This window comes from Amycolatopsis circi (assembly GCF_003385235.1).
GTDB classification, from domain to species: Bacteria; Actinomycetota; Actinomycetes; order Mycobacteriales; family Pseudonocardiaceae; genus Amycolatopsis; species Amycolatopsis circi.
Genome location: NZ_PQIA01000107.1, coordinates 20,321 through 32,945, shown reverse-complemented (window position 1 = coordinate 32,945; position 12,625 = coordinate 20,321). Strand labels below are relative to the sequence as shown.

Here is a 12,625-nt window from a genome sequence, read left to right as displayed (position 1 = left end):
CCCTCAACCCCACCACCGCAACCGACCTCCCCACCCCCCACGGCACCGTCACCACCCCGCAACCCACCGGCGGCACCCTCATCACCGGATGGACCGACCTCCACCCCGACTGCATCCTCGTCACCGACCCCACCGGCACCGTCACCGGCGGCGGCATCACCGGCCTGCCCTCCCCCGCACCAGGAATCGCCGACGGCAACGCCTGGCAAGCCACCGCACACCCCAGCACCGGACCGGTCACCGTCTACGCAGTCCACAATGGACTTCTCTACCGGCTCCGCCCGGCGACGTAGGAAGCTCCCCGGCACGACCTGGTCCAGTCCGCTCAGCGGGTCGCGTTCGGCAGCCTCGCCGCGACCCGCGACACGATCGTCTCCGCCATCGGCAGCACCGGCGGCGCCAACTTCGCCACCGCGATGCTGCCGCCGACTCCCGCCCACGCCACCGGCCCCAGCGGGGCGCAGCCGAAGAAGTGGCTCACGACCGGCGTCTGCACCACCGCGAACAACACCGCCGCCGAGCCGAGGCTGGTGGCCAGGACCAGCGGACTGTGCGAGCGGCCGGAAAGGGTCTGCACCAGCTGGGCTCCCACGAGGCCGCACAACGACATCGTGCTGGTGCGTCGTGCGGAACCCGGCGTGCAGGTGCCCGCCAGCCAGGCGGTGGTCGCACCTAGGGCGGTGACGATGCCCCGGTCGCGGATCTGCCGGGTGAGCGGCGCGCCGAGCGTGCCGGTGCCGGTGCCCGCGTCCTGTCCGGCGTCCGGGGCGGTGCTGGGAGTGACCGCGATGGCCATCGCCGGGAACATGTCGGTCAGCAGGTTGACCAGCAGCAACTGCCGCGTGGACAACGGAGAAGCCCCAGACAGCAACGTGCCCAGCACGGTGAAGCCCACCTCGCCCGCGTTGCCGCCGATCAGGATGCTGATGGCGTCCGCGACGCTGCGCCACAGGGCCCGTCCTTCGTCGACCGTGTCGGCCAGCACGCGCAGGTCGCCGTCGGTCAGCACGATGTCCGCCGCGTTGCGCGCAGCCGCTGATCCGCGCGCGGCCAGAGCGATGCCCGCGTCGGCGGCCCGGATGGCGGCGGCGTCGTTCGCGCCGTCGCCGACCATCGCCACGACCCGACCAGCGGCGCGCAGAGCTTCGACCACTTGCAGCTTCTGCTCCGGAGCCACCCGGGCCACCACCCCTGCCTCGCGCACCAGGTCCGCTCGGCCCGCCCGGTCCAACGCCGCCAGCTCCTGCCCAGTCACGACCACGGTGTCCTCGGGCCAGCCCAGTTGGACGGCGATGGCCAAGGCAGTACGAGGGTGGTCGCCGGTCAGCACGACCGGGTTGACGCCCGCCGCGCGAAGCCCGGACACCATCGGCGCGGCGCTCGGGCGCGGGCTGTCGGCCAACGCGAGCAAGCCGACGAACTCCAGGTCCGCCAACGGTTCGTCGACGGCTTCGGGCAACCGGTCCGGATCGACCGGGCGGCGAGCCACCGCAAGCACCCGGAGTCCGGAACCGGCTAGCGTTTCGGCCTGCGAAAGGACTTCGGCCGGTGCGTCCGGGCAGCACGGGAGCACTACCTCCAGCGCTCCCTTGACCTCCAGCCAACCGGTCTCGCCTTCGAGCCCGGCCGCGGCCGCGTAACCACGGCTGGCCTCGAACGGCAGACCGGCGACCTGCCGCCAATCCTCGCCGGGCGCCGACGCGGCGAGCACCGCGGCGTCCGTCGCGTGCGCGTGTTTCGTTCGGGCGCTGTCGTCTTCGGCCGGGCAGGCACGCGCTCCGGCGCGCAACACCTGTGTCGCGGCAGCAGACCCGTCCGCCCGCTCCAACGGGAGAATCTCGCCAGTCTCCGTAGCGACCTTGATGACGCGCAGTTCGTTCGTCGTCAGCGTGCCGGTCTTGTCGAAACACACGGTGTCGATCCGGCCCAGTGCTTCCAGCGTGCGTGCGGAACGAACCAGCACGCCTCGGCGGCTGAGCCGACGCGCGGCGGCCATCTGCGCGACCGTGGCGACCAGCGGCAGTCCTTCCGGCACAGCGGCGACCGCGACCGCGACGCCGCCGCTGACCGCTTCGCGCACCGTCCGCCCGCGCAGCAACGACAATCCGGCGACGGCGACCCCGCCGGCCAGGGTCAGCGGCAACGCCTTGCTCGTCAGTTCCCGCAGCCTCGCCTGCACTCCGGCGGCCGGAGCCGTGCGGGAGGCCAGCGCCACGGCACGCCCGGCCTCGGTGCGGTCGCCGGTGTCCGCGACGATCGCGCGAGCCGATCCCGCGACCACTGTGGTCCCTTCGAAAACCATGCACCGGCGGTCCGCGATGTCCGAGGCGGGAGTCGCCGCCGTCTGTTTCGGCACCGGCAGGGATTCCCCGGTCAGCACGGACTCGTCGACCTCGAGGTCGTGCAGCCGCACCAACCGCGCGTCGGCGGGCACGACGTCGCCCGCCCGGAGGTCGACCAGGTCGCCGGGCCGCAGGTCGGCGGCGTCCACCGCTTCCGGCTCCGCGTCCGCTTCGGCCAAGCGGCGGGCCTGCTGGGTCTGGGTCGCCGCCAGACCCGCCAGAGCCTGTTCGGCGCGCAAGCCTTGCACTCCGCCGACGAGCGCGTTGGCACCCATCGCGGCCAGCACCAGCAGCGCGTCCACAGTGGACCCGAGAATCGCCGACGCAGCGGCTCCGACGGCGAGGACCGGCGTCAGCGGATCGCTCAGCTCGCCCCGCATCGCGCCGGCCAGGCGCAACCCGGTCGCCACCGGCGCGGTTCCGGGCAATTCGGCGGCCTCCTCGGCCAAGTGCCGGGCGCGCTCGGGCAGCCCGGCGCGGCGGGCCTGGCCGCGCCGCGGATCCGCGGCCAGCCTGCGCCGCACTTCCTCCAGCGGCAGAGCGTGCCAGGCCACTCGCGGCCGCGGGGCCGGAGCCGGTTCCGCGGCCATTGCCACGGCGGCCTGCCATCCGACACCCAGCGCCACGCCAGTCGCGAGATTGACCGGGCTCAGCCGGGCCAGCGGCGACAACAGGCGCCGCCACTGCCGGTGCCCGTCCGTGGCGACCACCAGTCCGGACAAAGCCGCGGCGGCCTCGGCGCAGGTCGTCGCGCGATCACCGGCGCCGCGTGCGCCGCGGACGGCCCGCATCAAGCGCCAGACTCCGGCCAGTCCGCTGATCGACAGCAGGTCGGCGGCCCAGACCGCGGCATCGCAACCGTGGGCCACCGCGACCGTGAGGTCGCCGCGCAGCAGACCTTCCAGCGCGTCCTCCCGGGCGGACGCGTCCGCGCCCGGCGGCACACGGGCCAGCGTCAGCACGACGCCGCCGTCCTCCTGGCATCCGGTGACGACATCGGCCATCGCCCGGTCGGCGACGACCTCGTCCGCCAAAGAGGCATCAGCGCCCGGGGAGTCGCCCTGGACGACGACGATGCGCAGACCTGCCTGCCCGGCCGCGTCCAGCACACTTTCCGCCAGTGGATCGGCCGACCACCCGACGAGCACTGTCCCCACGTCGGCGCCGTCGGCCGAGGCGATCATCAAGCCGGTCTCGGCGGCCGGATCGTCGGGCACCGGCCGCAGCCGTACGGGACTGTCCTCGCCGTCCACCGCCCGCAGCGCCGCTTGCCACAACCGGCCTTCCGCCCACTCGTCGTCGGTCGGATTGGCCTCGAGCACCGTGCGCTCGTCGCCGCACAATGCGTTGCTGTGCACCACGAGTGTGTCGACCGCTTGCAGCAGCCAGAGCCGATCCGGGTTCCGGACGAGCACCCCCTCGCGCGCGAGGGCGAGCCCCGCGCCGGAAGCGTAGGCAGTCCAGCCGTAACGAGCGGGTTTGGGAGAACTGGCGAGGATCGCCGAGCTGGCCTGGCTGAGGTCTCGTTTGAACAGCACGGTGACCGCCGCGCCGACCATGCCGCCGGTCAACGCGGTTTTGGCGTAGTCGGTGACCGGATCCGGCGGTGCCGCCCTGCGCTCGCTCCGGGCCGTCGGACAGTCGCGGTCGGGCACGCACAACCGATCGCAGGACCGTTCGAACGCGACCACCTGCGCCACCGCGTCCGCCAGTTGCCCCGTGCGCAGCAGCACGTCGAGCGCGAGGTCGGAGGGGGACTTCCCGACGCCGTGCAGCGCGGCATTGGCTGCCGCGACCGCCAGTTCGGCGCTGTGCCGCCCGAGTTTCGCCCGCAGGAACTCCCGTGCGAGCGGATGTTCGCGCACCGCCGTCAGTGCAGCGGTCATCACCTGCGGCGGACGGCGCAGCCGCAGCGGCGTGGTGGCCGCTGCCATCGCCAGGCCCGCACCACTGATCGCGAGCGCGGCGGCCTGCGCCTGGACTGCGCGGAGATCGCCGGGATGGACGGACGCTTCGTCCTGGGAGCCAACGGAAAGCCCGTGCTTCCGCGCACGAGCCGTCACGGCCGCCACCAAGCGGTCGCTGGCCGCGCCTTCGGCCATCGTCAGCACCATCCGGGACAAACCGGCATCCCAGTACGCGGCGAGGACGTCGGGACGAGCCATCGCCTCGCGAACCACCTTGCGCACCACGCGGCCGAACCGGCTCGCGTCGTCGTCCGAGGCCGGGCGGAGGCCGAGGTGGAGGTTCCGGCCGTGCCGCCACACCGCTTCGGTTTCCTCCGCTCCGCTGAGCACGGCTTTGCGCAGCACCCGCGCGGCGCACGTGGTGGCGCGGACGCCGGCTTCCGCCCCGGCCGTCACGGCATCGGCGCCGAGGCTGGCCGCTTCGGCAGCCACGCCCGCGACCTGGCCAGCCCCGCGGACAACCCGTTCGGGCACGGACAACGCCACGTTCAGCCCGGCCGCCGGCAGCCGGAGCGCACGAGACACCAAGGAAGGCAGATTTCCCGTCATTTTCCCTTCATTTCCCACATTTCGATCCGTCGCGAGCGGCCCGCGCGGAATCCGTTCCAAATGCCTTAGGCGAGCGTCCGCCTGGGACCAGTGCTGAGCGGACTCGCTCCGGTATTCCGGCCCGCCGAACCGAGGTCGCCGGTCAGGCTTCCTCGAGCGCTTGCCCGAAGGCGCGCAAGGATTTGCCGCCGTTGCCGGTCGTCAGGAGGTTCCTGACGGCCGACGTCAGACTGACCGGCCAGCGGCAGCGAAACGCTCCCGGCGAGCGGCACGCTCACCTGAAGGGAATTGTTCCCGGCCGCTTGCGCCGCGGTTCGGCGTCCGCGCGATGTCGGGCCGCGAGTGGTGTCAGGCATGGGTTTTCTCCGGTTCTAGTCCCCGGTCGCGAGATCCTTGCGAACGTCCTCACGGGACAGTCTCTCGGCGACGTAGCTGCCAGCGCCCACCACGACGGCGACTGGCCACTCGAGCACCCCGACCGCGGCCAGCGCCGCCAAGCCGCCCCACCACAACGCGCGTTTGGGAGCCGGCACCGGCGGCAGCGGCAGCCGCAGCCCGCCGAGCTTCACCGCGTTCTGCTCCGGCTGCACCGGTTCGCGACTCTTGCGTTGTCCTGGAGGACTCGGCTTCTTGCTCGGGCCGGTCTTCCCTGGGCTGTTTGCTGTTCCAGTGGTACTTCGTGGGCGCGACGGCATCCTCGCCTCCTTGTCGTGCCCCTCCTGTTACCCGGTGCCGAGCCAGGCAAACAACCCACACGGTGGACGGCCTCGGTCAACGTCGCGGCACCCGCCGGTCCCGGCACGCTTCGAGAATTTCTCGGCCGTCGACGCAACGGATGCCGCCATCCGTCGTCTTAACGTGTATGTGGCCCCGGCAGAGCGAAGCATCTCCAAACGGACCTTTCCGGCGCTGATCGCCCTGACGGACGGGCCACGGCACGGGTACGGGGTGACCTGCGGCCAGCGGCCCGGTGCGAGAGAAGCGCGGGCATGATCGACACCGAGGCTCAGTACCGCCTGCTGGTGCGCGTGCTCCCGGCGTGGTACCGCGCCGAACGCGGCGACGAGATGGTCGGCACCCTGCTCGACCTGCACGGCGAGCGGGACCGCGCGGCGCTGTGGAGCGAGCTGCGGGCGTTGCTGGCGCTGGGCGTGCGCACCCGGCTGGCGGCCAGGGCGGCACCCGCGCGCACGGTCGCCCTCGGCGATCTGGTGCGGCAGTTCGCGCTGCTCGGGCTGCTCTGGGGCGTGCTCAGGGCCGCCAGCAACGCCGGCGGAACGCTCTGGGTGCTCTTCTCCTTCTCCGGCCCCTACCCCGGGAACTTCCGCGCGGTGCTGACGTCCGACCTGCTGACGGACTTCGTCCGGCTGGCGGCCTCGCTGATCCCGCTCGTGCTGCTGGCGGACGGGTGGCGCCGCACGGCCCGGTTCGCCGCCGGAGCGATACTGGCGGCGGGCGCGATCTGGTTCCTGGCCAGGCATTCCTCCGATCTCGGCCCCGACGTGATCGGGTACTTCGCCCCGCAGTGGCTTCCGCTGGTGCTATTGCTCGCGGCCTTCCACGTCGACGCTCCGCTGCCGCCGCCCCGGCCGTGGTGGTGGGCCATCGGCGGAAGCCTGGTCCTCGCGCCCGCCCTGGCACTCAGGTTCGGCCTCCCGGACGAGGCCGACCAGATGACCGGGTTGTCCCCGCTCGTCTGGCTGTGCGCGATCGCCGGAGCCGGATACCTGCTGCTCCGGCACCGCATCGGACCGCGCCCGGCACGGACGCTGGCGCTGGCCCTGGGCATCGCCCTGGTGGTGGTCCAGAACCTGGTGCTGAAAAACGGGATCATCCCGTTCGGCGCGATTGTGCTCGCGCAGGTCTGCTGTGCCGGGGCGATCGTCGTGGCACTGACCGTCGTCGGAATCCTCGACTACCGCCGGGCCGTCGCGAAGCACTGATCCCTCCGGGCATTCCTCTGCTACGGCGACTCCAACACCTACGGCCAGCGTTCCGAGGACGTCGGCAGGGGACGATGGCCAATCGACCTCCGGTGGACCGGCCAGCTGGCGGACCGCCTCGGTACCGGATACCGGATAATCGAGGAGGGGCTCGGCGGCCGCACCACCGATCTCGACTATCCGCCGTCGATGAACCGGCCGGGCCGCAATGGCCGGACCTACCTGCTGCCCGCCTTGCTGAGCCACAACCCGATCGACGTGGTCGTGCTGATGCTCGGCACCAACGACTTGAAGACCCAATTCGGCCGAGCGGCGACGAAAGTGGCCGCCGCGATCGCCCGACTGCTGGACGACGTAGCCGCACACGCGAGGACGGATACCGGGCAGCCACCGAAGGTCGTGCTGGTGTCACCGCCGCACATCGACGTGACCGCACCGGACTTCGCGGAGGTCAACGGAGCCTTCTACGACGCGACCTCCGCCGCGAAAGCAGCCCAGTTGGCCGGACTGCTCGCGGAACTCGCGGCGGCACACGGTGCGACGTTCGTCGACGCCGCCACCGTGACGGAAACGGGAGCCGACGGGACGCACTTCAGCGTGCCGTCGCACGAGCGGTTCGCAGGTGTGCTCGCGGACGAGGTGCGGCGAGTGACCGGTTGAGGGCTGGTCACTGAAAGCACCTGCTGAGACGGGTCAAGGGAACGGAGACGGAGAGGTCGCCGCCGGGGTCGGGCTACGCCGCCTGGCCGGTCACCGGGGTGTGCAGGAGCGCCCCGGTCGCGGCTTGGTAGAGGCCCTCGTAGGCATCCAAGGTCCGCGCTATTCCGTGCCTGGCAACGGCTTCTTGACCGGCTCGGCCCATTCTCGCGCGCAGGGCGGGGTCGCCGGTCAGTTCCAGCAGGCGCTCCCCCAGCGTCTCCGTCTCGCCGGGCGGGTAGAGCCACCCGGTCCGGCCTGGGGCGACCAGGTGGGGCAGGGCCATCGCGTCGGCGGCGAGCACCGGGAGACCGGCGGCCATCGCTTCCATCGTCGCCAGGCTTTGCAGTTCAGCGGTGCCCGGCATGCAGAACAGGTGGCTGGTCCGGTACGCGCGCACCAGTTCGGCGTCGGGCACGAACCCGCGGAACGTCACCCGGTCCGCCACGTCCAGGCGGGCGGCGAGGTGTTCCAGCTCCGTCCGGCACGAACCGTCGCCGATGAGCGTTGCGTGCAGGGACGGGACTTTTGACAGGGCCCGGAGGAGGTCGTCCACGTTCTTCTCCGCGTCCAAGCGGCCGACGAACAGGACGCGGACGGGGTTGGCGGGCGCGGGTTCGACCGGGGCGTAGTGGCCAAGGTCGATTCCGCACGAGACCACTGCCACTGGACCAGGGAAACCCTTTTCCTCCAGCAGTTGCGCGGCGCGCGGAGTCGGCGTGGTGACGACGCCTGCGCGGCGGAAGACCCGGACGAAGTCTCGCCAGGCCCAGCGGGTCAAGGCCGACGTCACCGGTTCGGGCAGCGATACGAAGCCGAGCAGGTTTTCCGGCATGAAGTGGTTTGTCGCGACGGCGGGGATGCCGCGTTCTTCGGCGGCGGTCAGCAGACCACGGCCGACCGAGAAGTGCGACTGGACGTGGACGACGTCGGGGCGGAGTTCGTCCAGCAATTCGGCGGCGGTGCGACGGGCGCGGCGCGGCGTGCTGAATCGGAACGTCGGATGGAAAGGCGTGCGATGGGACGGCACGTAATGCAGCGTGTAGCCGGCGGCCGGCTCGGGGACCTCGGCACGCTGCGGGGTGAGGATGTGGACCTCGTGGCCGCGGGCGCTCAACCCGCGGGCCAGGCGTTCGGCGAAATGGGCGGCGCCGTTCACATCGGGAGGGAAGGTGTCGGCGCCGATGACGATACGCAACCGGGAATGCGGCATGGGACGCTCCTGAACAGTTCGAGGTGACGGTTTCGCGTAAGCCAGCACGACGACGCCGACGATGGCGACGGCCGCGAGTCCGATTTGGACGGTGGCTGCGACGGGCGACGCGACTGGTCGCTCGCCGAACAGCAATGCACTGGCGAGGATTGCGGTAAACGGGTCCACGACAGTCGTCGCGGCGACAGCGACCGCGGCGGGACCGCTGGCGTAAGCGCGGTGCATCAGCCAGCCACCAGTCAGCAGGAGCAGTCCGGCTTCGGCGGCCAATATTGCGCCGGTCCCGGGAGTCCCGTGGACAAGATGCAGCGCCGCGACGCGCATCGTGGCGGAGCCGAGTCCGAAAAGGACTGCCGCGGCGGCGGCTTGGGTCAAGCACTTCGCTCGGCCGCGGACAAACCATGCCCCAGCGGCCGCGCACGCACCAGCCAGCAGCGCCGGTTGGGCACTGGCGAGGCTGGGGACGGCGGCGACTCCGACGGAAGTGGCGGAAAGCAGGACGAACCCGCCGACTCCCGCGCATACCGCAACGGTCGCGCCGACTGCCCGGCTGGAACGGTCCGGGTTTCGGAAGCCGACCGTCAACACCAGACTGAGCACGCCGATCGGCTGGACAACCGCCAGTGGTGCCAGCGAAAGCGCGATCAGGTGCAACGCGCTGCCCAGAACGGCGAGACTGGTGCCGCCCAGCCAGACCGGGTTGCGCACGACGGCACCGACGACGCGCAGGCCGGTCCCGCCGGCGGTTTCGACCGATCGATGCTGAAAGCGGACGGCGGCAGCGAAGAAACACGCGGCGAGCACCGCCAACGCAATCGCGACGAGGGTCATCGGCCCGCCCTTCCGATCGCGCGGGCGCCGGTGATCAAGATGACCAGCTCCGCGGTAAGCGCGACGCGTTCAAGCAACCCAGCCGGCAATGCCGTGACGAACTGGGCGGCCCCGAAACCAGCGGCGGTGACCAGACCCGCGATCGCGCAACCGGTGAGCCGGCGCGCGGTCTTCGCCCAGCGCTGCTCGGCTCCCAGCCGTCGCGCCAGCGACACGCAAGCCAGCGGCAACGCTCCGAAAAGGACAGCGCCGCCGATCCGGTGGACAGTGCCGTGGAAAGTCGATTCGCCGACTGCCGCGTTTCCCTGGAACAGCAGCTCGATCACCAGCGCGACGCCCCACAGTCCGAAAAGGACGATGGTGGTGCGCCCGGCGGGCAAGGACGTGGCCCGGGCGGCCGCGACGAGCAGGACCCCGGCGGCCAGCACGAGAAGCACGGCCAGGGCGAACCAGATCCGGGCGACCCGGTGCAGGGCGTAGTCGCTGACCGGGTCGCGGAACGGGTCGACGGTCGTGTCGAAGGTCAGCGACAACGTGCCGATCAGCGAAAGCGCGGCCGTCGTGAGGCCGATCGCCCACCAGGCGAGCCGCTTCGCGGGAGTGGCGCTGACAAGGCTTCCGGTCACCTGCCCCACGGTGCGCGGGCCGGATGAGAAGCTGATGAGAATTCCCCGGGGTTCGGTTAAGAAGCGCTCAGCGGGGTTGGGACGCGGGGGCGAAACCTGCCAATATCGGCATCAGGCGGAAGAATTCACGGCGGATTCGCTCGGTGCGGCGAGCCCTTCAGCCGCATTTGCCCGAGCGGATCCGGCCGCATGGGACGGCACGCCGCATTCCGCTCAACCCGTCGCCCGCCGTCCGGATCCGGCCCGTCGCACGGCATGCGGAAATGGCCACGACCGCTCCCTCAGACCGGAACCGCTCCCCCGATCACGCACCCGCAGCCGGAAACGCCAACTCGAACCGCGCTCCCCCACCCTCGGCAGCCCCGGCCCGCACCGTCCCGCCATGCTGGGCGACCACCTGCTCCACGATCGCCAACCCCAGCCCGGACCCCGGCTTCGACCGCGCCGCTTCGGCCCGGTAGAACCGCTCGAACACGTGCGGCAGGTCGACCTCGGCGATGCCCGGCCCCTCATCCGACACGACGATCGCCGGGATCTCCGGCAGCACCGCCGCCCGGACCGTCCCGCCCGGCGGGCTCCACTTCGCGGCGTTGTCGAGCACGTTCAGCACCGCCCGTTCCAGCGCCCCGGCCCGGCCCTTCACCTCGGCGCTCGCCAGCGTCACGGCGAACTCCACCTGCGGCGACCGGGCCCGGACCCGGTCCGCGGCGGCGGCGAGCACGTCCGCCAGGTCGACCCGGTCCACCGATTCCGGCTCCCGCTCGCCGGTGGACAGGTCCACCAGTTCGCCGACCAACGTGGTCAGTTCGACCGACTGGACGTCGAGGTCCGCGAGCAGCCGGGTCCGGTCCTCCGGCGGCAGCGCCCGGTCCTGCCCCTCGGCGTGGATCAGCAGCTCGATGTTGTTGCGCAGGCTGGTCAACGGGGTCCGCAGCTCGTGCCCGGCGTCCTGGACGAGCCGCCGCTGCTCGTCGCGCGAGAGGCGGAGCGCGCCGAGCATTTCGTTGAACGCGTCGGCCAGCCGGGCCAGTTCGTCCTTGCCCGCGACGGTGATGCCGGCGGCGAGTTCCTGAGTCCTGGCGACGTCTTCGGCAGCGACCGTCAGCGCGGCGACCGGCCGGAGCGCGGTCTTGGCGATCGCGCGCCCGGCGAGCGCCGCACCGGCGACGCCGACCAGCCCGGCCAGCGTCAGCCACCCGCCCAGTTCGGCGAGAGTTCCTTCCAGGCCTTCGGAATTGCGCGCGACCAGCACCGCGCCCCCGCCGGGCCGCGGCACGCTGCGCACCCGGTAACGGTCCCCGCCGATGCGTTCGACGTCGAAGCCGAGCGTCGCGTCTCCGGCCGCGACGAAGCGCGCCTGCGGGCCGGTCGGGAACGCGGGCGCGCCCGCCACGCCGACGCTCGCCCCGTCCTTGTCAACGAACTCGACCGCCATCGCCTCGGCCCGGCCGGAACTCGGGCCCGATTTGTCCTGTTGCACCGCACGCAGGGTGGCCAGCGCGTCCGCCGGGTCCGCGGCCTTCGCGGCGACCTGCGCGTAGGTCTGCAGCTGGGCGTCGAACTGCTGGTACAGGTTGGCCCGGGTCAGGAACCACGCGGCTGAGAACGTCGCGACCACCGCGACGGCCATGGCGAGCGCGACCATCGCGGTGAGCCGGGTGCGCAGCGAGCGCTCCCGCCACCGCAGCCGTTTCACAGCGGATCGTCCCGCAGCACGTAGCCGACCCCGCGCACGGTGTGCAGCAGCCGGGGTTCGCCGCCCTCTTCGAGTTTCCGGCGCAGATAGCTGACGTAGACGTCCAGCCCGTTGGACGAGCTGCCGAAGTCGTAGCCCCACACCTGGTCGAACATCGCCGTCCGGCTCAGCACGATCCGCGGATGCCGCAGGAACGCCTCCAGCATCGCGAATTCGGTGCGGGTCAGCCGGATCGGCCGGTCTCCCCGGCGGACCTCCCGGGTCTCCGGGTCCAGGACCAGGTCGGCGAAGGAGAGCGCGGACCCGGCCGGCCGCGCCGGAGCGTCGTACTCGACCCGGCGCAGCAGCGCCCGCACCCGGGCCAGCAGCTCCCGCAGCGCGAACGGTTTCACCAGGTAGTCGTCGGCACCCGCGTCGAGACCGGCGACGCGGTCCGAGACGCCGGTGCGCGCGGTCAGCATCAGAATCGGCACGAAGTTGCCCTCGGCGCGCAGCACGCGGCAGCTGTCCAGCCCGTCGAGCACCGGCATCATCACGTCGAGCACGACGCCGTCCGGCTTCTCGGCCCGGATCACGTCGAGTCCTTCGGCCCCGTCCCGGGCGAGCGAAACGGTGTAGCCCTCGAAGCGCAGCGTCCGCGACAGCGAATCCCGGACCGCTTCCTCGTCGTCGACCACGACCAGATGCACCGCCGCCTCCTTCCGCCTGGCCTCCACTCTCCCGGACGAAAATGAGAACTCGGTGAGAAGTCGCCCGTTCCGG

Annotated in this window: 7 protein-coding genes and 2 pseudogenes; 3 read left to right on the top strand and 6 right to left on the bottom strand. The window is 71.8% G+C overall.

Features of this window, described 5'->3' with window-relative positions; translation table 11 throughout:
• Nucleotides 1-293 (top strand): annotated as a pseudogene (locus D0D37_RS33980) (DUF2079 domain-containing protein); the annotation flags it as partial.
• Between the two features lie 32 nt (nucleotides 294-325).
• Here D0D37_RS33980 and D0D37_RS33975 read toward each other — a convergent pair.
• Both D0D37_RS33975 and D0D37_RS33970 read right to left on the bottom strand, forming a co-directional pair.
• Nucleotides 326-4,858 carry a cation-translocating P-type ATPase gene (locus D0D37_RS33975; RefSeq protein WP_116204683.1) on the bottom strand — a complete coding sequence of 1,511 codons (4,533 nt, stop codon included), beginning with the start codon at nucleotides 4,856-4,858 and terminating at the stop codon, nucleotides 326-328.
• A 371-nt stretch (nucleotides 4,859-5,229) separates the two neighbouring features.
• Nucleotides 5,230-5,448, bottom strand: a complete 219-nt coding sequence (locus tag D0D37_RS33970) for a hypothetical protein (RefSeq protein WP_116204682.1) — start codon at nucleotides 5,446-5,448, stop codon at nucleotides 5,230-5,232.
• Nucleotides 5,449-5,847: 399 nt separating this feature from the next.
• Between D0D37_RS33970 and D0D37_RS33965 the strand changes: the two genes are divergently transcribed.
• On the top strand, nucleotides 5,848-6,801 hold the full coding sequence (locus D0D37_RS33965) for a hypothetical protein (RefSeq protein WP_244223775.1): 954 nt from the start codon (nucleotides 5,848-5,850) through the stop codon (nucleotides 6,799-6,801).
• A gap of 30 nt (nucleotides 6,802-6,831) precedes the next feature.
• Nucleotides 6,832-7,461 (top strand): annotated as a pseudogene (locus D0D37_RS33960) (GDSL-type esterase/lipase family protein); the annotation flags it as partial.
• Nucleotides 7,462-7,534: 73 nt separating this feature from the next.
• Here D0D37_RS33960 and D0D37_RS48200 read toward each other — a convergent pair.
• The 4 genes from D0D37_RS48200 to D0D37_RS33940 all read right to left on the bottom strand — a co-directional run bounded on the left by D0D37_RS48200 (nucleotide 7,535) and on the right by D0D37_RS33940 (nucleotide 12,552).
• Complete coding sequence (locus D0D37_RS48200) at nucleotides 7,535-9,541, bottom strand: glycosyltransferase (protein ID WP_244223774.1); 2,007 nt, start codon at nucleotides 9,539-9,541, stop codon at nucleotides 7,535-7,537.
• Complete coding sequence (locus D0D37_RS33950) at nucleotides 9,538-10,167, bottom strand: DUF998 domain-containing protein (RefSeq protein ID WP_162834600.1); 630 nt, start codon at nucleotides 10,165-10,167, stop codon at nucleotides 9,538-9,540. The genes D0D37_RS48200 and D0D37_RS33950 overlap by 4 nt, the downstream gene beginning before the upstream one ends.
• A 304-nt stretch (nucleotides 10,168-10,471) precedes the next feature.
• A complete protein-coding gene (locus D0D37_RS33945) occupies nucleotides 10,472-11,863 on the bottom strand; it encodes a sensor histidine kinase (protein ID WP_116204680.1) in 1,392 nt (463 codons plus the stop codon).
• The gene (locus D0D37_RS33940) at nucleotides 11,860-12,552 is read right to left on the bottom strand and encodes a response regulator transcription factor (protein WP_116204679.1); all 693 of its coding nucleotides are present in this window, start codon (nucleotides 12,550-12,552) and stop codon (nucleotides 11,860-11,862) included. The genes D0D37_RS33945 and D0D37_RS33940 overlap by 4 nt, the downstream gene beginning before the upstream one ends.
• Between the last annotated feature and the right edge of the window lie 73 nt (nucleotides 12,553-12,625).